Here is a 21,831-nt window from a genome sequence, read left to right on the forward strand (position 1 = left end):
CCAGAAAAAAGGGCCGCCGTCTGGATGACGGCGGCCCCAGGTTCAGGGTTATCCGGTGGTTCAGAAATCCTTTTTCAGCGTCACCGCCCAGGTCCGCGGCATACCCGGCGCGCCCGAGACGGTGCGCGGGCTGGCGTACTGTTCGTAGAGCGAGGTCATGTAGTACTTGTTGAACAGGTTCTGCACTTCGACGCTGACCGACAGCGGGCTTTCGCTTTGCTGCTTCCAGGTCAGGCGGGCATTGCCCAGGAAGTAGCTGTTGATCCGGTTGCTGGCATAATAGGTGGCCAGCGGGCCAGAGATCGCCGGAACCGCGACGCTGTCGTAGTTGATCGCTTCGGTATAGACGTGGCTCTGGTACGAACCGTCGAAGCGGGCCGAAACGGTGCCGCCCATCACGTCCGGAATGTCGTACTGCGCCCCGAAGCTGTACTTCCACTTCGGCGTGTAGGGCGTGACCATGTTGAGAGTCAGCGCACCCAGCGAACCGTTGCCCGGGTTGAACGACTTGTACTGGAAGTCGATGTAGCTGAGCGCGCCGTCGAGAGTGAAGTTCTCGACCGGCTTAATCAGGGTTTCGACTTCGAAGCCCTTCACCTTGGCCTTGCCGATGTTGTTCGGCTGGAGGCAGGGCGAAATCGGGCAGGCCGACAGCGTCAGGATGATGTCCTTGTAGTCGTTCAGGAAGGCCGAAATGTTCAGCCGCATGCGGCGGTCGAACAGGTCGGTCTTGATCCCGGCTTCATAGGAAATCAGCGTTTCCGGCGCGAAGGTCTTGATCTGGTTGTTGGGGCTGGACGGGCCGAAGAACGGCCGCGGGTTGACCCCGCCCGCGCGGTAGCCGGTGGCGACCTGGGCATAGGCCATCACTTCGGGGCTGAAGCGATAGTCCGCCGCCACGCGCCAGTCGAAGCGCTTCGAATCGAAGCTGGCCGACACGTTGTTCAGGCCCACCAGCAGGCAGTTCGGAGCATTGCCGATCCCGGTCGGGCCGGCGGTCGGCGCGCCGAGGAAGAAGGCGCAGACGCCCGGCACGGTCATGTCCGGATTGCGGCGGAAGAAGGTGTAGTCCTTGCTGTCCCACGAATGGCGCAGGCCCGCGGTGATGTTGAAGTTCTCAACCGGGTGCAGCATGAAGTTGGCGAACAGCGCCTTGTTCGATGCCGGCGTCGGATCGGGCCCGTGGATGAAGTCGATCCCGGCATAGTTCAGGTCGACCCGCGCGGTCAGCGTCCCGTCACGCTTGAAGTAGAACCCGCCCAGGGTGAAGTCGAGCAGATCGCCGACCTTGCCGTTCAGGCGCAGTTCCTGGCTCCACTGGTCGTTGACCAGGGTCTGGCGCAGCTGCTGGTTGGTGATCGGCGAGTTGTCGACGTCCTGCGCCCAGTCCGACTTGTAGTGGCGCCAGGCGGTGATCGACTTGAGCTGCAGGCTGTCCGACAGGTCGATGTCGATCGTGCCCGAAACGCCATAGTTATCGAGCCACTGGTGCGGATCGAACGCGACCGGCTTGAACGGCGACTGGGTGGTCGCCGGGGTCTGGTCAAGGAAGGTGGCGTAGCTGACGAACTTGCGGTCGTAGCCAGTCAGCGTGTCGCACGAGTTCACCCCGTACGGCACGAAGGCGCAGTTGCCGCGGATCGCGCTGCCATCGATCGAGCTGGGCAGCCAGGGCTGGCCGTTCGAATTGACCGAGGGGTTGTTGTAGTAGAGCAGCACCGAGGCGCCCGCTTCCGAACGGTCGCGGGTATAGTCGCCCGATACGTTCACTTCGACGGTTTCGGTCGGCACCCAGCGCATCGACAGCTTGCCGGCGGAATAGGACTGGCCGCCCAGCGTGCCGAGCAGCGGGTTGCTGCCCGCGCCCATCGGCTTCACGCCCGAACCCGGATGGGTCAGGCCATAGTCCAGCCGCTTGACGTGGCCATCGCGGCTCTTCGACACGCCGGCCACGCGCATGAACAGGTTGTCGGCCAGCGCCATGTCAGCATAGCCGCGCACTTCGACGCGGTTGTACGAACCGTAGGCGACCTGGAGCGAACCCTTGCCATTGCCCTTGGGCTTGGTCGAAAACAGCTTGATCGCGCCGCCGATGGCGTTGCGGCCCGACAGCGTGCCCTGCGGCCCGCGCAGCACTTCGACCCGGTCAAGGTCCATCAGGTCGAGCAGCGAGCCGGTGAGCGTCGGGATGTAGACATCGTCGACATAGATGCCGACGCCCGGTTCCAGCGCGAAGTTGAAGTCGGTCTGCCCGACGCCGCGGATGAAGGCGATCAGGCCCGAACCGTTCTGCTGGCCCTGCGGGGTCAGGGTGACGTTGGGGGCCTGCGCGGCGACCTGCTCGACGCTGGTCTGGCTGCGCGCTTCGAGCATTTCGGAATTGACCGCCGAAATCGCCAGCGGGGTATCCTGCAGCTTCTGTTCGCGGAACTGGGCGGTGACCACGATTTCCGGGTTGCCGACCTTGTCCGATTCGTTCGATTCCTGCGCGGCGGCGGGGGCCGCGATCATGGCGAAAGCCAGCGCTGACGCGCTGAACATCGCCGCATGACGAAGCTTGGTCATTGCCTTCATCCTCCCTCTGGTAAGGCCGGCTTGATTGTAAGCCTTACCTACTGAATATCACAGATGTGAAAAATTCAAAGGGGTGAATTGCGCCGCGTGTAGATTTTGGCGCCCCGCGCTCAGGCAAAATCCTCGGTATCGATGGTCGAGCGGATTGCCTCGCCATAGCGGTGGCCGGCAACCGTCTGCTGGTTGATCAACCCGTCCAGTTCGGCCGCAACCGGGGCGGGAATGTCCCAGTCCCAGCGCGCGATGTTTTCAGCGAGGTGCGCTTCGTTCGCGGTGCCGGGAATGGTCACCACGTGTTCGCCCCGGCTCAGCACCCAGGCCAGGCTGAGCTGCGCCGGGGTCACCCCTTCGCGCGCTGCGATGGCATTGAACGCATCGACCAGCGCCAGGTTCTTCGGCCAGTTGTCCGCGTTGAAGCGCGGCATGGTGTTGCGCAGGTCCTTGTCGGGCAGCGCGGCGACATCGCGCACCCCGTTCGCCAGCACCCCGCGCGCGACGGGCGAGAAGGCGACGAAAGTGATGCCGAGGTCCCGGCAGGTGTCCAGCACGGCGATTTCGGGATTGCGGGTCCACAGCGAATATTCGGTCTGCAGCGCGGCAACCGGATGGACCGCGTGGGCGCGGCGGATCGTGTCCGCCCCCATTTCCGACAGCCCGACCGAGCCGATCTTGCCCGCCTCGACCAGATCCTTCATCGCCCCCATCGATTCCTCGATCGGCACGCTGAAATCGCGGCGGTGCATGTAATAAAGGTCGATGTGATCGGTCTGCAGCCGGGCGAGCGATTCATCGATGCAGCGCTTGATCGCTTCCGGGCTGCAATCGACCGAGCGGCGCGCCCCATCGACCTTGATGCCCATCTTGGTCGCCAGGAAGAACTCCTTGCGGCGGCCCTTCAGCGCATTGCCAAGGCGCGTTTCGTTGTGCCCCAGGCCATAGATGTTGGCGGTATCGAGGTTGTTGTAGCCCAGGTCGAGCGCCCGGCCGAGCAGGCGTTCGCCCTCTTCGTCGGAAGGCGGCGTGCGATAGGCCCAGGACAGCGACATGCACCCCAGCCCAACCGGATTCACTTCGCGTCCGTTGATCCGCCGCATTCCGACCATTTGCGAATTCCTCAATTTGAACCCAGTCCTTCGTCATTGCGAGCAGAGCGAAGCAATCCAGGGCGTCTTGTTCGACTCTGGATTGCCACGCGGCTGCGCCGCTCGCAATGACGATGCTGAATCCTTTACCGCGCCGCTTCCAGCTGCTGTTCCAGTTCGCCAAGCACCCTATAGCAATCGAGCACCGAGGCGACAGAGGAATTGGGCTCGCGGCCCTCGCGAATGGCAGCAATGAATTCGCGGTCCTGCAGTTCGATCCCGTTCATGCTGACGTCCACCTTGGACACGTCGACCGGTTCTTCCTTGCCGTTCACCAGATCGTCGTAACGCGCGATGTAGGTGGCATTGTCGCCGATGTAGCGGAAGAAGGTGCCCAGCGGCCCGTCGTTGTTGAACGACAGTGACAGGGTGCAGATCGCGCCGTTTTCGCTCTTGAGCTGGATCGACATGTCCATCGCGATGCCCAGTTCCGGGTGGATCGGGCCTTCGATGGCGTTGGCCTGGACGATCTTCCCTGCCTGGTAGGCGAACAGGTCCACAGTGTGCGCGGCGTGGTGCCACAGCAGGTGGTCGGTCCAGCTGCGCGGCTCGCCCTTGGCGTTGATGTTCTTGCGGCGGAAGAAATAGGTCTGGACGTCCATCTGCTGAATGTTCAGCTCGCCTGCCGTGATCCGGTTGTGCACGTACTGGTGTGACGGATTGAAGCGGCGGGTGTGGCCGACCATGCAGACCAGCCCGGTTTCCTTCTGCTTGGCCAGTACGGCCTCGCTATCGGCCCAGCTGTCGGCCAGCGGGATTTCCACCTGCACGTGCTTGCCCGCGTTCATGCAGGCGATCGCCTGCGCGGCGTGCATCTGCGTGGGAGTGCACAGGATCACCGCGTCGACGTCGTCACGCGCCAGGGCATCCTCAAGTTCGGTTGAGCTATGCTGCGCGCCGTACTTGGCGGCGACCGCCGCGGCCTGTTCGGCGGTGCGGCTGATGATCGAGACGATCTCGACGCCCGGGATGTTCTTCAGGCCGTCGAGGTGCTTTTCGCCAAAGGCACCGGCACCGGCCAGGGCAATGCGGATCGGCTGGGTCATGCTGCGGGCTCCAATACGATGTGGCCGATGGCCGTGTTGCTGCACGGGATGTGGTAATGGCGGTGCAGACGCTTGACCTTCTTGCCGAGCGCGCCGCGCATGATCAGCCACATCACCATTTCGATGCCTTCGCTGCCGGTTTCGCGCAGGTATTCGATGTGCGGGATGAAGCGAACCGCGTCATCGTCCGATTCCAGCATGTCGAGGAACTTGTTGTCCCATTCGCGGTTGAGCAGCCCCGCGCGCGGGCCCTGCAACTGGTGGCTCATGCCCCCGGTGCCCCAGATCTGCACGTTGAGGTCTTCGGGGAAGCTTTCCACCGCGCTGGCAATCGCCTCGCCCAGCGCCCAGCAGCGATTGCCCGACGGCACCGGATAGGTCACCACGTTGACCGCCAGCGGCACGACCTTGCACGGCCACTTTTCAGGCGTGCCGAACATCATCGAGAGCGGCACGGTGAGGCCATGATCGACGTCCATCTCGTTGATGATGGTCATGTCGAAATCGTCGAGGATCAGGCTCTGCGCGATGTGCCAGGCAAGGTCGGCATGGCCTTCGACGTCGGGCACCGGGCGCGGACCCCAGCCTTCGTCGGCGCTCTTGTAGCTTTCGCCGCAGCCGATCGCGAACGTCGGGATGATGTTGGCGTCAAACGCGCTGGCGTGGTCGTTGTAGACCAGGATCACCACGTCGGGCTCTTGCTGCCGTTCCCATTCCTTGGTCCATTCGTACCCGGCGAAGATCGGGCCGAAATAGTCATCCTGGGTCTTGCCCTGGTCAACCGCGACGCCCAGCAAGGGCACGTGGCTGGAGGCGACGCCGGCGGTAATGCGGGCCATCTCAGTACCCTCCCTTGATCGAGCGGTTGCCGATGGGGCTGCGGCCGCCCTTGTTCATCATCTCGCGGTATTCGGGGAACGTGTATTCGGTCATCGAAGACACCGCCTCGGCAAAGCTCAGCCCATCGGTGCTGAACAGCTTGGCGAGGTAATAGACGTTGCCGCCCAGATCGAGCAGGCGGTTGTAATCGCGCGCCAGCAGCGCGTCCTTGGCCTCGTCCGACAGCTTCCACTCGTCGAGGTAGGCTTTTTCGTCCGCCTTGAAGCGCTCGCGGTTCTCGGCCTTCATCAGGCTCATCGCGAACTGGTTGATCCAGTACCCCTTGCGGGCGCGGGCCGCCGTGTAGACGCGGGTGCCCGGAATATCGTCGAACTCCGCGAGGTATTCGTGGATGTTCTGCTTTTCGGTCGGCGCTGTCACAGCCCCTTCTCCTTCAACTGGGCATCGAGCCGCGGGAAGACCCGGCGGGCGTTGCCTGCGAAAATCGCGGCGCGTTCGGCGTCGCTGATATCCAGCGCGTCGACATAGCGCTTGGTATCGTCGAAATAGTGCCCGGTTGTGGGGTCGATCCCGCGCACAGCGCCCACCATCTCGCTGCCGAACAGGATGTTCTTGTTCTCGATCACATCGGCCAGCAGGTTGATCCCCGGCTGGTGGTAGACGCAGGTATCGAAGAACACGTTGTTCATCAGATGGCCCGACAGATCCGGCTTCTTGAGCATGTCGGCCAGCCCCCGGTAGCGCCCCCAGTGATAGGGCACCGCGCCGCCGCCGTGCGGGATGATGAAGCGCAGGTTCGGGAACTTGCTGAACAGGTCGCCTTCCAGCAGCTGCATGAAAGCGATGGTATCGGCAGCGATGTAATAGGCGCCGGTGGCATGCATCGCCGGGTTGCAGCTGCCCGAAACGTGGATCATCGCCGGCACATCCAGCTCGCACATCGCTTCGTAGAAGGGGAACCAGTATTCATCCGTCAGCGGCGGATGCTTGAAATGCCCACCGCCCGGATCGGGATTGAGGTTGCAGCCGATGAAGCCCATGTCCACGCAGCGCTTCAGTTCTGCGATCGAGCTGGTCATGTCCGCCTCGGGCGACTGCGGCAACATGCACACGCCCGCGAACACGTCCGGATAAAGGCCGACCACCCGCGCGATCAGGTCGTTGCAGACCTGCGCCCATTTCACCGCGACCGACTGGTCGCCAACGTGCGGGGCCATGGCGCTGGCCCGCGGGCTGAAGATCGTCATGTCCGCGCCGCGTTCCTTGATCAGGCGCAGCTGGTTGCTCTCGATCGTCTCGCGGATCTCGTCGTCCGAAATCTCGGGATAGGGCGGGCACTCGGTCCCCGCCTTGAACGCGGCTTTCTGAGCCTCGCGCCATTCGTCGTGGGCCTTGGGCAGCACGGTATAGTGGCCGTGGCAGTCGATGATCATGCTTTTCCCTTTCCCGCCGCTGCTCGCTGGCGCAGCACAGTGCCGCGCGTCATCACCGGGGGCACCCCCAGCGACAGCAGCGTCTTGGCGCTTTCTTCCATTTCCGCCGCACGGCGTGCCCCGTGCGTGTACATCCGTTCCAGGTTGTAAGCGGCGCGCGCCGCCCACGGCTGGCTCTTTTCACTGGCGTCAAGCGAGGACAGCACCTCGTCCGCCACGCCCGCCGCTTCAGCCGCCGCCATCATCTCGTCAGTCAGGGCCTCGATCCCCTTGACCATGACCGAACGGATCATCTTGATCGCGCTGGCCCGGCCTACTTCGCTGCCAACCACGCGGATGTTGGTGAAGCCAGCGGCGCGCAGCTTGCCCTCGGCCTCCTCTGCACCGTCGCCCGCCAGCAGCAGGGGCACCGCCAGCCGCGCCGGATTGACCGGGGCCAGCACCGCTACATCGACATAGCGCCCGCCCGCCGCCGCGACCGCCCGGGCCGCCGCGCGCTTGGTATCGGGGGCCACCGAATTGCAATCGCACCACAGCGCGCCCTGGGCCAGGAACGGGGCATAGTGCTGGGCCGCCGGCAGCGCCTGATCCGCCGTGACCAGCGACAGCACCATCGGCGCTCCGGCCAGCGCAGCCTCGGCGCTGTCCGCCGCGATTACCCCCGCTGCGGCCATGGCGGCGCGGCGGGCGGGCAGCAAGTCCCAGCCGCGCGCCCGGTGTCCCCACCCGGCGGCAGCGGCAAAGGTCGATCCGGCTTCACCGAATCCGATCAGGGCAAGTTCGCATTGCATCATTCCGGGCCATGCGCGCCGGGCCGGGCCATGCGCCAATCGAATGACCAATGCGGCTATCGCAATTTGCGAATCAATCAGTCAGCGAGCGCCCCACTTCGCGCAGCAGACCGAGGAAGCCCGCCTGGGTCGGGGTGGGTCGCCAGCCGGCGCGGGTGGTGATGCCGATGGTGCGGGCGACCGGGACCGGGGTGGGCAGCGCGGCCAGCACCCCGGCCTTGAGTTCGAGCGAGACCTGATCGGGCGACAGCAGGGTCAGCCCATCACCTGCGAGCAGCAGCTGCCGGATCATCATGGTCGAGCCGCATTCGATCCCGACGTGCGGCACCGCGCGGCCCAGAGCCTGGACCATGTGCTCCCAATAGCGCCGCAGCGGGGTTTCGCGGCCGGGGAGGAACCACGGATAGGCGAACATGGCGTCGGCCAGGTCCGGGCTGTCCAGCAAGGGATGCCCGGCGCGCATCACCAGCACCGGGCAGTCCTCGAACACGGCTTCCTGCGCCAGGTCATCGACCAGCGTCACTTCACGCAAGGCGCCCAGCATCAGGTCGATTTCGCCGTGGCGCAGCGGGCCGGCGAGTTCCGCATGGCTGCCTTCGTGGACCACCACGTCCACCCCGGGCCAGTCCGCCACGAACCGCGCGATCACTTCGGGCAGCCAGCGCGCGCGCGACAGCGGCATGGCACCCACCGCGATCCGCCCGCCGGATTTGCCTTGCAAGGCAGCCACTTCGGCCAGGCCGCTGCGCAGTTCCGCCATGGCCAGGCCAAACCCGCGCGCACGGCGTTCGCCCGCCGGGGTCAGGGCCAGGCTGCGCCCGCGCCGGTCAATCAGCCGCTGCCCCAGCGCGACCGACAGGTCGGCCACCGCGCGGTGGAGCGAGGCCGGGGAAATCCCGGTCGCTTCCGCCGCCGCGGCATAGGACCCGGCGCGGACCACCGCCAGGAAGGCGCGCAGCTGCGTGCCGGTGACGCGCGGGCTGCCGATGTAGCGGATCGCTTCTTCCGCGCGGGGGGCCAGCAGCAGCGCCGGCTCGGTCGGGGTCATGCCCTGCGGGCCGCGCTGGAACAGGGTAACGCCCAGGCTTGCCTCGAGCCCGGTGATCGCCTGGGTGAGCGCGGGTTGAGACAGGTTGACCGCGCGCGCCGCGCGGCTGAGACTGCCGTGACGCACGGTTGCAGCCAGCGCGGCATAGTGGCGGATGTTGGGCGGCCGATCAGTCATGGCTATAGTCGATTAGCAAATAATTATATCCGCCGCCAACTTCGCATTATGCGTTGGACGCCGCCCGCGCGCATGGCCCAGTGTGCTGACCTTGCGCGGAGAGAAAGATGAGCGGGATCGTCGTCCAGAATATCGAGCGTGCCCCCCTTGAGGTGATCGACGGCCTGGCGGCCTGCGGTGTCGCCACGGTGCACGAAGCGCAGGGCCGCACCGGCCTGCTCGCCAGCTACATGCGCCCGATCTATGCCGGCGCGCGGATCGCGGGCAGCGCGGTGACGATCAGCGCCCCTCCGGGCGACAACTGGATGGTCCATGTCGCGATCGAACAGCTGAAAGAAGGCGACGTGCTGGTGATCGCGCCGACCAGTCCGTGCGAAGACGGCTATTTCGGCGACCTGCTGGCCACCAGCGCCCAGGCGCGCGGCTGCCGGGGGCTGATCATCAACGCCGGCATCCGCGACGTGCGCGACCTGACCGAAATGCAGTTCCCGGTGTGGTCCAAGGCGGTGTTCGCGCAAGGCACGATCAAGGCCTCGCTCGGCAGCGTCAACGTGCCGGTGGTCTGCGCGGGCGCGCCGATCGAGGCGGGCGACGTGATCGTGGCCGACGATGACGGCGTCTGCGTGGTCAAGCGCGCCAAGGCCGCCGAAGTGCTGGCCGCAGCACAGGCCCGCGAAGCCAACGAGGGCGACAAGCGCCGCCGCCTGGCTGCGGGCGAACTGGGCCTCGACATGTACAAGATGCGCGAAAAGCTGGCGGAAATGGGTCTCAAATATGTCTGAAGGATACAGCGCGCCGTGCATGTGGATGCGCGGCGGCACGTCGAAAGGCGGCTATTTCCTGAAGGCCGACCTGCCCGCCGATGTGACTGCGCGCGATGCGTTCCTGCTGCGGGTGATGGGCAGCCCCGACCCGGTCCAGATCGACGGAATGGGCGGCGCCGACCCGCTGACCAGCAAGGTCGCCGTGGTGAGCAAGAGTGCCCGCGCCGGGATCGATGTCGACTACCTGTTCCTGCAGGTGTTCGTCGACCAGGCGATCGTCACCGATGCCCAGAACTGCGGCAATATCCTGGCCGGTGTCGGCCCCTTCGCGATCGAGCGCGGGCTGGTGGAAGCGCGCGGCGACGAAACGCAGGTCGCGATCTACATGGAAAATACGGGCCAGGTCGCGGTGGCGACGGTCCAGACGCCGGGCGGCAAGGTCACCTACCGGGGCGACGCCGCGATTGACGGTGTGCCCGGCACCCATGCCCCGGTCCCCACCCTGTTTCGCGACACGGCGGGATCGAGCTGCGGCGCGCTGCTGCCCAGCGGCAATGCGGTGGATGTGGTGGACGGCGTGCCGGTCACGCTGATCGACAACGGCATGCCCTGCGTGGTGATGAAGGCCGCGGATGTCGGCATCACCGGCTATGAAGACCGCGACTGGCTGGACGCCAACACCGAGCTGAAAGCCCGGATCGAGGCGATCCGCCTGAAAGTGGGCGAGACGATGAACCTGGGCGACGTGCGCGAAAAAAGCGTGCCGAAGATGATGTTGGTCGCCCCGCCCCGCAATGGCGGCGCGGTCTGCGTGCGCAGCTTCATCCCGCACCGCGCCCACGCCACCATCGGCGTGCTGGGCGCGGTCAGCGTCGCCACCGCCTGCCTGATCCCCGGATCGCCGGCCGCCGGTGTGGCGGTGGTCCCGGAAGGGCCGCGCAAGACCCTGTCGGTCGAACACCCGACCGGCGAAATGAGCTGCGTGCTGGAAGTGAATGACGCGGGCGAAGTCGTTTCCGCCGCCCTGCTGCGCACCGCCCGCAAGCTGATGGATGGCGTGGTGTTCGGATAGACCGCTTCTCGTCATTGCGAGGCGGCGCAGCCGCCACGGCAATCCAGAGCGGTTGCGCGCAATGGCCCTGGATTGCTTCGCTCCGCTCGCAATGACGAACAACTGGAAAACCGCAAGATGACTGACCGTATCGTTTCCTGGCACCCCAGCCCGTCAAAGCCGCTTTACGTCCCGCCCGTCGGCGCGATTGACGCGCATTGCCATGTGTTCGGGCCGATGGCTGAGTTCCCGTTCAGCGCCAAGGCCAAGTACCTGCCAGAAGATGCCGGGCCGGACATGCTGTTTGCGCTGCGCGACCACCTGGGCTTCGATCGCAACGTGATCGTGCAGGCCAGTTGCCACGGCACCGACAATGCCGCCACGCTGGACGCCATCGCCCGTTCCAACGGCAAGGCGCGCGGGGTCGCCGTGGTCGATCCGGCGATCCACGATGCCGAATTGCAGGCGCTGCACGAAGGCGGCATTCGCGGCATCCGCTTCAACTTCCTCAAGCGGCTGGTCGATGACGCGCCCAAGGACAAGTTCCTGGAAGTGGCGCGCCGCCTGCCGCAGGGCTGGCACGTGGTGATCTATTTCGAAGCCGACATCCTTGAGGAACTGCGCCCGTTCATGGATGCGATCCCGGTGCCGCTGGTGATCGACCACATGGGCCGCCCCGACGTGACCCAGGGCCCGGACGGCGCCGACATGAAGGCGTTCCGCAATTTCCTCAACAGCCGCGACGACATCTGGTTCAAGGCGACCTGCCCCGACCGGCTCGACGGCAATGGCGACCCGTGGGACATGTTCGCCGAAAGCGTTGCCCCGCTGGTCGCCGACTATCCCACCCGCTGCCTGTGGGGGACCGACTGGCCCCACCCCAACATGCAGGACGCGGTGCCCGATGACGGCCACCTGGTCGACATGATCCCGCGCATTGCCCCGACCGAGGAATTGCAGCGCCTGCTGCTGATCGACAATCCCGAGGCGCTGTACTGGGCGGATTGAAGGGGGTTCTTGCCGGGTGCGCTGATCGCCTCCGCGATCAGCTTTGCATCACCAGCCCGCTCCCGTGACACGAAGTCGCGAAACTGTCCGGGGGACAGTTTCGTCGTGGCGCCCCGACCACCCACAGGGTACCTTAAACGGGTGGTCGGGCCGGTGATGCAAGGACAGGCCGGATGGCCTGTCCGCAAAGTCAGAAAATCGTATACCCTCCGTCGATCACCAGGCTGTCGCCGGTATGGAACCGCGAGGCGTCGGACGCGAGGTAGACCGCGATGCCGGCGAAGTCTTCCGGCTCGCCCCAGCGGCGCATCGGCACGCGGCCGATCACCTTGTCGTTGAACTTGTCCCAGCCCTGCAATTCGGCGGTCATGTCGGAACGGATCCAGCCGGGCAGCAGCGCATTGGCGCGAATGCCGTGGCGGGCATATTCCACCGCCAGCCCCCGGATCAGGCCGAGCACGGCGGTCTTGCTGGCGGCATAGGCCTCGTTCGCGGGGGCGCCGTCGATCGCCGAAGTGCTGGAAGTGACCAGCAGCGATCCGCCCGGATCGCCCGCTGCGGCGCGGTCCAGCATGTGCCTGACCACTTCGCGAAAGGTCCAGAACACCGCGTCAAGATTGACGGTGGTGACCCGCCGCCAGCCTTCGGTGGTCTGCTGGTGGAACGGCGCGCCGCCGAACACCCCGGCATTGGCGGCACAGAAATCGATCCGCCCAAGCCGCTCCACCGCCTCGGCAACCCCGGCGGCGATCGCGGCTTCGTCGGTCACGTCGATCGGCTGGATCAGCACCGTTGCGCCCAGCGCTTCGAGCCGGGCGCGGGCCTGTTCGTTCTTGGCCGGATCGCGCCCCCAGATCGCGAGGCTGGCGCCGGCAGCGGCCAGCCCTTCGGCCATGCCGAGGCCAATCCCGCCGTTGCCGCCGGTAATCAGCGCGACCTTGCCGGTCAGGTCAAACGGCGATGCGGGCATGGCGGGTCCTCTCTCTTGTCGTTTCTGACAAGAGCGTAACCTGCGGCCGGCGGCGCGAGCAAGCCCGCGTCGACGCTATTTCTTGAGGTTCACCAGGGTCACCATCTCATCGTAAACGGCGATCAGATGGCTGTCGTACCACTGGTCGAGCACGCATTTGACCCGGCCGAAGAAGCCCGCAATCTCATCCAGATTGTAGGTGCCGACAAACCCCGGGCCGGTTTCCGGGCCATAAGTGGATGGCGGCGTGATATCGAGCGCCTGCCCCTTCAGGTAGGCGACGATTTCATCGATATGCTGGCGCAGCGCGGCGCGGCGGTGATCGGCCTGCGCGCCGCGGGCGTGCTGCATTTCTTCCTTGGCCTTTTCCATCACGCCGGTCAGGTAAGCGAACACACGGTCCATGTTCTCGCGCTTCAGCGCGATCATGGTGTCGATGTATTCCTTCTGCACGCGCAGCGCGGCCGTATCGGGATGTTCGGAGCCGTAGAAGCCCTGCCCCCACTTGACGGGATTTTCCTGGATCATGGGCCGGGAAATTAACGAAAAATGGTTGCTTCGGGGTTAAGCCGGGCCGGTGCGGCCGCTTGTCCGGTTTTGCTTGCCGGGGGCGGGCCAGACGTTAGACTTCGCGGCGGAATTGCAAAAGGATCAAGATCATGGCCGGCTTTCTGCTGACATTGCTGCTGTTCGGCTTCGTGTTCCTGGCCATGGGCGTCCGCGTGGTGCGCCAGGGCTATGTCTACACGATCGAACGGCTGGGCAAGTTCACCCTGGCCGCCAATCCGGGGCTGCACCTGATCATCCCGTTCGTCGACCGGGTGGGTCACAAGGTCAACATGATGGAACAGGTGCTGGACATTCCGGGCCAGGAAATCATCACCAAGGACAACGCGATGGTCGGGGTCGACGCGATCGTGTTCTTCCAGGTGCTGGACGCGGGCAAGGCCGCTTACGAGGTGTCGAACCTCTATGTCGCGATCATGCAGCTGACCACCACCAACCTGCGCACGGTGATGGGCAGCATGGACCTCGACGAAACCCTGTCGAAGCGCGACGAGATCAACGCCAAGCTGCTGATTGTGGTCGATCATGCCACCGCGCCGTGGGGGATCAAGCTGACCCGCGTGGAAATCAAGGACATCCGCCCGCCGGCTGACATTTCCAACGCCATGGCCCGCCAGATGAAGGCCGAACGCGAAAAGCGCGCCCAGATCCTTGAGGCGGAGGGCCTGAAAAGCGCCGAGATCCTGCGCGCCGAAGGGCAGAAGCAGGCGCAGATCCTGGAAGCCGAAGGGCGCAAGGAAGCCGCCTTCCGCGATGCCGAGGCGCGTGAGCGCGCGGCAATGGCCGAAGCCGAGGCAACCAAGGTGGTGAGCGAGGCGATCGCCGGTTCGGGCAGCCAGGCGCTCAACTACTTCGTGGCGCAGAAGTATACCGAAGCGGTGGCCCAGTTCGCCAATTCGCCCAATGCCAAGACCATCCTGTTCCCGGTCGAGGCGACCCAGCTGATCGGCTCGGTCGGCGGGATCGGAGAACTGGTCAGGGACGCGCTGGGTTCGGGCGGGGAACGCAAGTGATGGACCAGCTGCTGGGCATGGAGACGCACTGGGGCTGGCTGGCGCTGGGGCTGCTGCTGGCCGTGGGCGAAATGGCGATCCCCGGCGTGTTCCTGATCTGGCTGGCCGGGGCGGCAATCGTCACCGGGCTGGTCAGCTGGGCCGTGCCGATCGGTCTGGCGCTGCAGATCGTGCTGTTCGTGGCGCTGGCGCTGGCATCGGTCTTCATGGGGCGCAACTGGCTGCGCGCCAACCCGATCGAAAGCGCCGATCCCAAGATGAACGATCGCGGCGCGCGCGCCGTGGGCGAAACGGTGCTGGTGACGCAGGTGATCGAAGGCGGCAGCGGCCGGGTGCGGCTGGGTGACAGCGAATGGCTGGCGCGCGGCCCCGATGCGGAACCCGGCACCCGGATGCGTGTGGCCGGGCATGACGGCGCGGTGCTGCTGGTCGAGCACCTGCACTGAACCGGCGCGGCCAGGCTATTTTGCCGGCGGCGCGTCGGGCTTGGGCGGTTGCTTCAGCCAGTCGTAAAAGAAGTCGGGCAGCTGCCCGCCAAGGTTGATGTCGGCATCGACGAAGGCTTCGTACTGCAGGCGGCGACCAAGTGTCCGCTGCGCCAACGGCTGCTTTTCATTGCGCTGCGCGAAGGCTGAGACCTGCTTGCGAACAGGTTCATAGGTATTGGCAGGCGTCCCGTCCTTCGCCGCCTGGGTGGTGATTGTGCCCAGGAACCGCCGGACCCGCTCATGCGATCCGCTTGAACGCCGGGCTTCGTCAACCAGCGCGCGCCAGCCCGCGAACGGGTCCTTCGCATCCCACCACTCGCGGTAACGCTGCTCCAGCACGGCGACCAGCACCTGACGGGTCGCGCCCCCGACCGTGCCGGTAACCACGGCAGGACCATTGCCGGCTGTCGGCGCCACGGTGATTGCCCGGATATTGGGCGCCGCCAATTCATCGATCAGATCCCATTCGCTCGCGTCGAGCTGGCCATCCATCATCAGCAGATCACGCAGCCGGCCGGCATCGGCTTCCAGCAGGACCCGCTGCGTACGCTCCTTGGCCGCGGCAATCACCGCGATCACCGCGGGGCTGGCCAATGCCCGGCCATCGCTGTCCGGCGCATCGGCGGGCCGCTGGCTGGCTGGGCGGGCGGGAATGACCTGGCTGCCGGAATTGCCCCAGCCCTGGGCAAGGACCCGCCCCGCGCCAAGCGCCAGGCAAATGGCGGCAATCGCTATGCGCATCGTGTCCTCCCGATTGACGATCAGGCCGCAAACTAATCGGCCGCGCGCCAGCGGTCTTGTGCAAAACCGCCACAACCCGCATATCGGGGCAAAGGACCAAGCCATGACCGACAAGCTGAACCTGACCGACGCTGAATGGCGCGAGCGCCTGAGCCCCGAGCAGTACCACGTGCTGCGCCAGCACGGCACCGAACGCGCCTTTACCGGCAAGTACGAGAGCAACAAGGCGACCGGGGTCTACATGTGCGCGGGCTGCGGCACGCCGCTGTTTTCCAGCGCGACCAAGTACAATTCGGGTTCGGGCTGGCCCAGCTATACCGATCCGCTGGACCCGGCGGCGGTCGAGGAATTGCGCGATACCAGCCACGGCATGACCCGCACCGAAGTGCGCTGCGCGACGTGCGATGGGCACCTGGGCCACGTGTTCCCCGACGGGCCGGGGCCGAACGGCCTGCGCTACTGCATCAACAGCGCCAGCCTGGACTTCGAGCCCGAGGAATAAGCGCGGGTCAGTAGTCCGGGTTGATCCGTTCGCGCACGGGGGTGCGCGGAAAGCTGCGCGCCTCGGTCCTGACGCGGGGTCCGGCGGTCCAGGCGGCGAGCAGCGCGTCGAGGTTCACCGCCATGTCGCGCCGGTCATCCGCCGCAATCCCCTTGAAGCTGCGAACCTGCTGGCGATAGCCGGCATACCACTGCGCGAATTCCGGCCAGCCGCTGGCCAGCGCGTCGAGCTTCTGGCCCATCGCCTTGTAGAACACCACCAGCCGCCGCCAGCGGTGCTCGTCGAAATCGAAGCTGGCGTTGAACGCCTGCCCCGCTTCCAGCCCATAGCGCATCAGCCGGCGCGAGCGTTCGGGTGGCATGGACAGGTTGAGCCCGCCTTCATCGGTATCGAGGTAGATGTGCACCACCCGTTCGCGCTGCCCGGCCAGCTGCGAGGTCAGTTGGTCCTGCCAGTCCTTGGCCGAATCCAGCACCTGCCAGCCGAAGGCGGCGAGGTCCTCGATCTTCTTGATCCGCCCGCCGGTGCCCTGCGCCGCACTGTCGGGCAAGGCCACCCGGCGGCGCACCCCGGCCGGATCCCAGTCCAGCGCGTCAAGGCTGAAGGCAAAGGTCGGGCGGCTGGGCAAGGGCGCGTCGAACAGGTGGACCGGAAAGTTGCTGGACAGCCCGCCATCGGAAAAATGCGCCTTGCGCACCTGGCGGCTGGGCGCCGCGCCCAGGCTTTGCAGCACCTTGGGCAATTCATGATCATCGACATGCAGTTCCACCGTGGTGAACAGCACGGGGAAGGACAGACTCATCCGCACCGCGACGATCACCGGCAGCGCGCTCTCGGCCGGGAACTTCAGCGTGCCGGGCTGCGCCGTCCACGGCGCGCAGGTGGCGGTCAGGTGGTCCATCACCGCAGCGGGAAACAGCCGCGCCCAGCGCTCCGGCTCGAACCCGGCGGTGAACCCCAGCCGCGGCAACGTGTGCGGGCGGCGCATCGACAGGTTGGTGGTGACCATCCGCAGTTCGATCGGCACCTGGCCCTCCTGCCCCGCCAGATCGCCAAAGGTCAGCGGCGGGCCGTGGGCCTCGTCGCCAAAGGCGATGTATTGCAGCGAGGCGTGCAGCCAGTCGGTCAGGCCGGGGCCATCCCTGCCCGGCTGGGTCGGCCCGGGGCAGAACCCGAACCCGTGCGCTTCGGCATCCCGCACCGCGCGGCGCAGCGGGCGGACCAGCCGGGTCAGCACCTGCCGCACGACCAGGCCGACCAGCGCGACGAATAGCGCCAGCAGCCCGGCGAGCACCACGCTCGCCACTTCTCCGCCGAGCCACCAGGCGAGCAGCGCCGCCCCTGCCCCGCAGGCCAGCGCGGCCAGCCCGGCATGGCGCCAGGCATAGGCCGCCACGGCCCCCGTCCCGCGGCGCAGCGCCGCCACTTCGCGCGCCGCGTCGACCGCCGGGGCCAGCGCCGGGGCGGGCTGGAACAGGCTGGGGAGCAATTCGGGCAGCGCGTCGCAGCGTTCCTGCAAGCGGACATAGCCCGCCGGATCGCCGCCGCGCCGCGCGTACTCCGCCGCCGCCGCAAAGGCCGCCGCAATCGCCCCGGCCGATGTCCCGCCCAGCGAGCGAAGGCGGTGGCGCGTCGCGATTTCCAGCACCGCATAGGGATAGACCACGCCCGAGGTGATCCCGCCCTTCATGATCATGTCGCATTCGCTCATGCCATCGGCAGCGAACTGGTCGGGGGTATAGCGCGGCAATTCGGCCTGGTCGGACATGGTCGGTCTCCGTGGGGGCATCTGGACCATGCCAGACCCGCCCGGCTGTGATCCACCGCACAGCACGGCAATTTGCCCCATTAACCCCGGGTTACAATTGCCCTATGCACAGAAGCGAAGAAGCGCGGACCGCATCGGGAAACCACCGCGCCAATGGGAACGATCGAGCCACATGGCACGCAATGACATCCGGCGCGCGGCGCCTGCCCGGCGCCAGCCGGAACCGCCGCAGCGCTCGCGGCTCAGCCGGTTCATCCGCCGCACCATGGTCTGGGGGCTGGGGCTGGCGCTGCTGGGGGCGATGATCGTCGGCGTCGCGGTCGGCCTCGCCGCGCAGTCGCTGCCGAATTATGGCGAGCTCAAGTCAAGCCAGGCCGGGCAGATGATCGTGGTCCGCGCGCGTGACGGGTCGGAACTGGTCTCGCTTGGCCCCAGCTATGGCAAGTGGCTGACCTACAACCAGATCCCGCAGGTGATGAAGGATGCGATGCTGTCCACCGAGGACCGCCGCTTCCGCAGCCACATCGGCATCGATCCGATCGGGATCGTGCGCAGCTTCTATGTCCGCGTGCAGGAAGGGCGCTGGAAACAGGGTGGATCGACCATCACCCAGCAGCTCGCCCGCACGGTGTTCCTCAACAACGACCGCACGTGGAGCCGCAAGCTGCGCGAGATCGTGCTGGCCATGGCGATCGAGTGGAAGTTCTCGAAGGACCAGATCCTCGAACTCTATCTCAACAAGGTCTATTTCGGCGGCGGCGCTTACGGCGTGGACAGCGCCGCGCGCAAGTTCTTCGGCCATCCGGGGACCGAGCTGTCGCTGCCCGAGGCGGCGATCATCGCCGGGCTGGTCAAGGCGCCGTCGCACTACAGCCCCACCGCCGATGCCGAAGCCGCCATCGGCCGCGCCCAGGTGGTGCTGGGCCTGATGCAGGAAAACGGCGTGGTCGGCCCGGCCGATGCCGCCGCGGTCGATTTCAAGTCGATCAAGTTCGCTTCGGAAAAGGGCCAGAACTCGGTCCGCTACTTCACCGACTGGGCGCTGCCGCAGCTTGATATCCTGCTGGGCGAAGTGACCGACCCGATCGAGGTGTGGACCACGCTGGACGTGGGCATGCAGCGCGCCGCGACCGATGCGGTGCAGAAGAACGTGCCCGCCGGCGCGCAGGGCGCGATGGTCAGCATGGACCGCGACGGGGCGGTGCTGGCGATGGTCGGCGGGACCGACTATGTCACCACCAATTACAACCGCGCGGTCAACGCGGTGCGCCAGCCCGGTTCGGCGTGGAAGCTGTTCGTCTATCTCGCCGCGCTGGAAGCGGGCTATACCCCGTCCTCCGAAGTGGTCGACGAAGCCGTGACGATCGACGGGTGGAGCCCGCGCAATTCGGGCGGCACCTTTGCCGGCAAGATCGACGTGCGCACTGCCTTCGCCTATTCGAAGAACACCGTCGCGGCGCAGCTGGGCAACGAAGTGGGCTTCAGCTCGGTTGCGGGGATGGCCCGCCGGTTCGGCATTTCCACCCCGATTTCGACCGTGCCGTCGATGGTGCTGGGCACCAACGAGGTGCGGCTGATCGACCTTACCCGCGCTTTCGCCTCGGTTTCGGCCAAGGGGCAGGCGGTCGAACCCTATGGCATCACCAAGATCGCCACCACCGATGGCCGGGTGCTGTACCAGCGCCAGGCCAAGGGCGGGCAGATGCTGGTGCCGGCCTATGTCGCCGCCGGGATCACCGACCTGCTGCAAAGCGCGGTCAGCATCGGCACCGGCCGCGCCGCGCAGATCGGCCGCCCGGTGGCCGGCAAGACCGGCACCACCACGTCGAACAAGGACGGCTGGTTCATGGGCTTTTCCAGCGGGATCACCACCGGGGTGTGGATGGGCCGCGACGATGACAAGCCGGTGCCCGGCCTGCAGGGCGGCTCGGCCCCGGCGCGGGCATTTGCCAGCTTCATGAAGGTCGCCGTGGCCGGGCGGCCGGTCGAACAGTTCGATACCGCCGCCGTGCCCCCGGCCTGGCAGCTGGAACCGGATGACGAAGCCGCACTGTCGGGCAATCCGGACGATTACCGCTATGTCGATGAACAGGGCAACCTGATCGATCCGCAGAACCCCGGCAGCGCCGATGGCGGGCCGGAACTGGTCCCCGGCGATGCCGCGCCGCCGCCAGCCGCCAACCAGGACTTTCTGGACGAGGCGACCGGCCGCCGTCCCCGCGCCGAACCCAGCCCGGCCAGATCGCCGCGCGCGGTTCCGCCGCCGCAGCAATAGGCGCCGCGCCGCCTGCCTGGGCCGCAACGCAAACGGGGCTCCGTTCCACCCGGAACGGAGCCCCGCTTCGTTGGGCCAAGGCCCGTGTGGATCAGCGCAGACGGATCGGCAGGTAGGCCGCCGGCTGGCCGCGCCGCTGGACCTGGAGCAGCACCGCGTTGCGGCCATCCGCCTTGGCCTGGCGGATCACCGCTTCCAGTTCGCTGACGTTGGTGACCGGGCGGTAATTCGCGCTCAGCACCAGGTCGCCGCGCTGGAGGCCCTTGGTCCCGGCATCGGACGAGCCATCAACCACGGTGATCACCAGCCCGCGCGTACTGTCGGGCATGCCGATCTGGCGCGCGATCTGCGGGTTGAGCGGCAGGACCGACAGGCCCAGCGCCTTTTCGGCCAGCCCTTCGCCCTGGCGCTGCGGGTTGCGGTTGTACTGATCGTCATCCGGGGCGGCAGGGTTGAAGCTCTGCTGCGCCAGCTCGTCGTCGCTGGGCCGCTTGCCAACGATGGCCGTGACCGTCATCGCCTTGCCGTTGCGGATCAGCTCGATCGGGATGCGCTTGCCCGGCTGGGTGTTGGCAACGATGTAGGACAGCGTCTGTTCGGGCGAAACGGCCTTGCCATCCACCTTGACCACGATGTCACCCGGCTGGATCCCGGCGTTCGCGGCGGCCTGGCCGGGCTGCACTGTCTGCACCAGTTCGCCGCGATTGTGGGTCAGGCCCAGCGAATCCGCCACGTCCTCGGTCACCGGCTGGATCTGCACGCCGAGGTAGCCGCGATCGATCGACTGGCCCTTGATCAGCTTTTCGACGATCGGCGCGGCGGTTTCCGCCGGGATGGCAAAGCCGATCCCGACCGACCCGCCGGTGGGCGAGAAGATCGCGTTGTTGATGCCGATCACCTGGCCCTTCATGTCGAACATCGGGCCGCCCGAATTGCCCCGGTTGATCGAGGCGTCGGTCTGGATGTAGCGATCATAGGCGCTGCCCGAGCCGGTGCTGCGCGAAATCGCCGAAACAATCCCCGAAGTGACCGTGCCGCCCAGGCCGAACGGGTTGCCGATGGCGATCACCCAGTCGCCCACGCGGGCCGAACGGCTATCGCCGAACTTGACGAAGGGCAGCGGCTTGGCCGCGTTGATCTTCAGCACCGCAAGATCCGAAGGGGCATCGCGGCCGATCAGCTTCGCCGGGTATTCGGTGCCATCGGGCATGGTCACGGTGATCGATTCGACCTGACCCTGGCCATCGGCGGTGATCACGTGGTTGTTGGTCACCACATAGCCATCGGCCGAAATCACGAAGCCCGAACCGAGCGACTGCGCCTCGCGCGTGGCCGATCCGCCGCCGCCGCCGAACAGGTCCTCGAACGGGGTCCCGGCAAACGGGTTGGCATTGGGTACCTTGACCTTCTGCCGGGTGGAAATGTTCACCACCGCCGGCTGCAACTGCTGGGTCAGGTCGGCAAAACTGGCCGGAGCCCCAGCGCGGGGGACCACGTTCTGCATCTGCTGGGCGTCGTTCTGCGCCACTTGCGCCCCGGCGGGAAGGCCGGTCGCCAGCGAGGCAACGGCCCCGCCCAGCAGCAGCGCACTGGTCACTCCATAGGCGTATCGCACGTGTCGTGTTTCCTCTTG

20 protein-coding genes are annotated in these 21,831 nt (G+C 66.4%); 7 read left to right on the forward strand and 13 right to left on the reverse strand.

From position 1 onward, the window contains the following. Positions 1 to 60: 60 nt before the first annotated feature. The 8 genes from ACE3N9_RS11075 to ACE3N9_RS11110 form a co-directional block, all read right to left on the reverse strand. Complete coding sequence (locus tag ACE3N9_RS11075) at positions 61 to 2,565, reverse strand: TonB-dependent receptor (RefSeq protein ID WP_374283777.1); 2,505 nt, start codon at positions 2,563 to 2,565, stop codon at positions 61 to 63. A 119-nt stretch (positions 2,566 to 2,684) separates the two neighbouring features. Beyond that, positions 2,685 to 3,677, reverse strand: a complete 993-nt coding sequence (locus ACE3N9_RS11080) for an aldo/keto reductase (RefSeq protein ID WP_374283778.1) — start codon at positions 3,675 to 3,677, stop codon at positions 2,685 to 2,687. Between the two features lie 125 nt (positions 3,678 to 3,802). Then, positions 3,803 to 4,750, reverse strand: coding sequence for a Gfo/Idh/MocA family oxidoreductase (locus tag ACE3N9_RS11085; protein ID WP_374283824.1), 948 nt, complete (start codon positions 4,748 to 4,750; stop codon positions 3,803 to 3,805). A gap of 8 nt (positions 4,751 to 4,758) precedes the next feature. Further along, positions 4,759 to 5,601 carry a class III extradiol dioxygenase subunit beta gene (locus ACE3N9_RS11090; RefSeq protein WP_374283779.1) on the reverse strand — a complete coding sequence of 281 codons (843 nt, stop codon included), beginning with the start codon at positions 5,599 to 5,601 and terminating at the stop codon, positions 4,759 to 4,761. Between the two features lies 1 nt (position 5,602). Next, a complete protein-coding gene (gene ligA / locus ACE3N9_RS11095) occupies positions 5,603 to 6,022 on the reverse strand; it encodes a protocatechuate 4,5-dioxygenase subunit alpha (RefSeq protein WP_374283780.1) in 420 nt (139 codons plus the stop codon). Further along, on the reverse strand, positions 6,019 to 7,035 hold the full coding sequence (locus ACE3N9_RS11100) for an amidohydrolase family protein (protein WP_374283781.1): 1,017 nt from the start codon (positions 7,033 to 7,035) through the stop codon (positions 6,019 to 6,021). Before ACE3N9_RS11100 ends, ligA begins: the two co-directional genes overlap by 4 nt. Next, positions 7,032 to 7,826, reverse strand: coding sequence for a DUF1932 domain-containing protein (locus tag ACE3N9_RS11105; RefSeq protein ID WP_374283825.1), 795 nt, complete (start codon positions 7,824 to 7,826; stop codon positions 7,032 to 7,034). Before ACE3N9_RS11105 ends, ACE3N9_RS11100 begins: the two co-directional genes overlap by 4 nt. 73 nt (positions 7,827 to 7,899) lie before the next feature. After that, the gene (locus ACE3N9_RS11110; protein WP_374283782.1) at positions 7,900 to 9,051 is read right to left on the reverse strand and encodes a LysR family transcriptional regulator; all 1,152 of its coding nucleotides are present in this window, start codon (positions 9,049 to 9,051) and stop codon (positions 7,900 to 7,902) included. A gap of 107 nt (positions 9,052 to 9,158) precedes the next feature. Between ACE3N9_RS11110 and ligK the strand changes: the two genes are divergently transcribed. From ligK to ACE3N9_RS11125, 3 genes are all read left to right on the forward strand, one after another. Then, complete coding sequence (ligK, locus tag ACE3N9_RS11115) at positions 9,159 to 9,833, forward strand: 4-carboxy-4-hydroxy-2-oxoadipate aldolase/oxaloacetate decarboxylase (RefSeq protein ID WP_374283783.1); 675 nt, start codon at positions 9,159 to 9,161, stop codon at positions 9,831 to 9,833. Then, positions 9,826 to 10,887: a 4-oxalomesaconate tautomerase gene (locus ACE3N9_RS11120; RefSeq protein WP_374283784.1), complete on the forward strand. Its 1,062-nt coding sequence runs from the start codon at positions 9,826 to 9,828 to the stop codon at positions 10,885 to 10,887. The genes ligK and ACE3N9_RS11120 overlap by 8 nt, the downstream gene beginning before the upstream one ends. A gap of 117 nt (positions 10,888 to 11,004) precedes the next feature. After that, the gene (locus ACE3N9_RS11125) at positions 11,005 to 11,874 is read left to right on the forward strand and encodes an amidohydrolase family protein (RefSeq protein ID WP_374283785.1); all 870 of its coding nucleotides are present in this window, start codon (positions 11,005 to 11,007) and stop codon (positions 11,872 to 11,874) included. A gap of 190 nt (positions 11,875 to 12,064) precedes the next feature. Here the strand turns inward: ACE3N9_RS11125 and ACE3N9_RS11130 are convergent, their stop codons facing one another. Next, positions 12,065 to 12,844 (reverse strand): SDR family NAD(P)-dependent oxidoreductase, encoded by a 780-nt coding sequence (locus ACE3N9_RS11130; protein ID WP_374283786.1) that lies wholly within the window; start codon positions 12,842 to 12,844, stop codon positions 12,065 to 12,067. 75 nt (positions 12,845 to 12,919) lie between these two features. Next, the gene (locus ACE3N9_RS11135) at positions 12,920 to 13,372 is read right to left on the reverse strand and encodes a hypothetical protein (RefSeq protein ID WP_374283787.1); all 453 of its coding nucleotides are present in this window, start codon (positions 13,370 to 13,372) and stop codon (positions 12,920 to 12,922) included. 131 nt (positions 13,373 to 13,503) lie between these two features. On the opposite strand from ACE3N9_RS11135, the gene ACE3N9_RS11140 reads away from it, so the two are divergent. Next, entirely contained in the window at positions 13,504 to 14,424 is a 921-nt protein-coding gene (locus ACE3N9_RS11140) for an SPFH domain-containing protein (protein WP_374283788.1), read from the forward strand. Beyond that, positions 14,424 to 14,870: an NfeD family protein gene (locus ACE3N9_RS11145; protein WP_374283789.1), complete on the forward strand. Its 447-nt coding sequence runs from the start codon at positions 14,424 to 14,426 to the stop codon at positions 14,868 to 14,870. The genes ACE3N9_RS11140 and ACE3N9_RS11145 overlap by 1 nt, the downstream gene beginning before the upstream one ends. A gap of 15 nt (positions 14,871 to 14,885) precedes the next feature. Here the strand turns inward: ACE3N9_RS11145 and ACE3N9_RS11150 are convergent, their stop codons facing one another. Then, a complete protein-coding gene (locus ACE3N9_RS11150) occupies positions 14,886 to 15,653 on the reverse strand; it encodes a hypothetical protein (RefSeq protein ID WP_374283790.1) in 768 nt (255 codons plus the stop codon). Positions 15,654 to 15,756: 103 nt separating this feature from the next. Here ACE3N9_RS11150 and msrB point away from each other — a divergent pair, with 103 nt between their 5' ends. Beyond that, positions 15,757 to 16,155: a peptide-methionine (R)-S-oxide reductase MsrB gene (gene msrB, locus ACE3N9_RS11155; protein ID WP_374283791.1), complete on the forward strand. Its 399-nt coding sequence runs from the start codon at positions 15,757 to 15,759 to the stop codon at positions 16,153 to 16,155. A 7-nt stretch (positions 16,156 to 16,162) separates the two neighbouring features. Here the strand turns inward: msrB and ACE3N9_RS11160 are convergent, their stop codons facing one another. Beyond that, positions 16,163 to 17,923, reverse strand: coding sequence for a patatin-like phospholipase family protein (locus tag ACE3N9_RS11160; protein WP_374283792.1), 1,761 nt, complete (start codon positions 17,921 to 17,923; stop codon positions 16,163 to 16,165). 172 nt (positions 17,924 to 18,095) lie between these two features. On the opposite strand from ACE3N9_RS11160, the gene ACE3N9_RS11165 reads away from it, so the two are divergent. Beyond that, positions 18,096 to 20,198 carry a transglycosylase domain-containing protein gene (locus ACE3N9_RS11165; RefSeq protein WP_374283793.1) on the forward strand — a complete coding sequence of 701 codons (2,103 nt, stop codon included), beginning with the start codon at positions 18,096 to 18,098 and terminating at the stop codon, positions 20,196 to 20,198. A 91-nt stretch (positions 20,199 to 20,289) separates the two neighbouring features. On the opposite strand, the gene ACE3N9_RS11170 is transcribed toward ACE3N9_RS11165, so the two are convergent. After that, positions 20,290 to 21,813 carry a Do family serine endopeptidase gene (locus tag ACE3N9_RS11170; RefSeq protein ID WP_374283794.1) on the reverse strand — a complete coding sequence of 508 codons (1,524 nt, stop codon included), beginning with the start codon at positions 21,811 to 21,813 and terminating at the stop codon, positions 20,290 to 20,292. Positions 21,814 to 21,831: the final 18 nt, after the last annotated feature.

This window comes from Novosphingobium sp. (assembly GCF_041905565.1).
In the GTDB taxonomy this organism is placed as follows: domain Bacteria; phylum Pseudomonadota; class Alphaproteobacteria; order Sphingomonadales; family Sphingomonadaceae; genus Novosphingobium.

Bases quoted from the DNA above. Each gene is read 5' to 3' on its own strand.
- ACE3N9_RS11075 (WP_374283777.1), bottom strand. From the start codon at position 2,565: ATGACCAAGCTTCGTCATGCGGCGATGTTCAGCGCGTCAGCGCTGGCT.
- ACE3N9_RS11080 (WP_374283778.1), bottom strand. From the start codon at position 3,677: ATGGTCGGAATGCGGCGGATCAACGGACGCGAAGTGAATCCGGTTGGG.
- ACE3N9_RS11090 (WP_374283779.1), bottom strand. From the start codon at position 5,601: ATGGCCCGCATTACCGCCGGCGTCGCCTCCAGCCACGTGCCCTTGCTG.
- ACE3N9_RS11100 (WP_374283781.1), bottom strand. From the start codon at position 7,035: ATGATCATCGACTGCCACGGCCACTATACCGTGCTGCCCAAGGCCCAC.
- ACE3N9_RS11105 (WP_374283825.1), bottom strand. From the start codon at position 7,826: ATGCAATGCGAACTTGCCCTGATCGGATTCGGTGAAGCCGGATCGACC.
- ACE3N9_RS11110 (WP_374283782.1), bottom strand. From the start codon at position 9,051: ATGACTGATCGGCCGCCCAACATCCGCCACTATGCCGCGCTGGCTGCA.
- ligK (WP_374283783.1), top strand. From the start codon at position 9,159: ATGAGCGGGATCGTCGTCCAGAATATCGAGCGTGCCCCCCTTGAGGTG.
- ACE3N9_RS11120 (WP_374283784.1), top strand. From the start codon at position 9,826: ATGTCTGAAGGATACAGCGCGCCGTGCATGTGGATGCGCGGCGGCACG.
- ACE3N9_RS11125 (WP_374283785.1), top strand. From the start codon at position 11,005: ATGACTGACCGTATCGTTTCCTGGCACCCCAGCCCGTCAAAGCCGCTT.
- ACE3N9_RS11130 (WP_374283786.1), bottom strand. From the start codon at position 12,844: ATGCCCGCATCGCCGTTTGACCTGACCGGCAAGGTCGCGCTGATTACC.
- ACE3N9_RS11135 (WP_374283787.1), bottom strand. From the start codon at position 13,372: ATGATCCAGGAAAATCCCGTCAAGTGGGGGCAGGGCTTCTACGGCTCC.
- ACE3N9_RS11140 (WP_374283788.1), top strand. From the start codon at position 13,504: ATGGCCGGCTTTCTGCTGACATTGCTGCTGTTCGGCTTCGTGTTCCTG.
- ACE3N9_RS11145 (WP_374283789.1), top strand. From the start codon at position 14,424: ATGGACCAGCTGCTGGGCATGGAGACGCACTGGGGCTGGCTGGCGCTG.
- ACE3N9_RS11150 (WP_374283790.1), bottom strand. From the start codon at position 15,653: ATGCGCATAGCGATTGCCGCCATTTGCCTGGCGCTTGGCGCGGGGCGG.
- msrB (WP_374283791.1), top strand. From the start codon at position 15,757: ATGACCGACAAGCTGAACCTGACCGACGCTGAATGGCGCGAGCGCCTG.
- ACE3N9_RS11160 (WP_374283792.1), bottom strand. From the start codon at position 17,923: ATGTCCGACCAGGCCGAATTGCCGCGCTATACCCCCGACCAGTTCGCT.
- ACE3N9_RS11165 (WP_374283793.1), top strand. From the start codon at position 18,096: ATGGCACGCAATGACATCCGGCGCGCGGCGCCTGCCCGGCGCCAGCCG.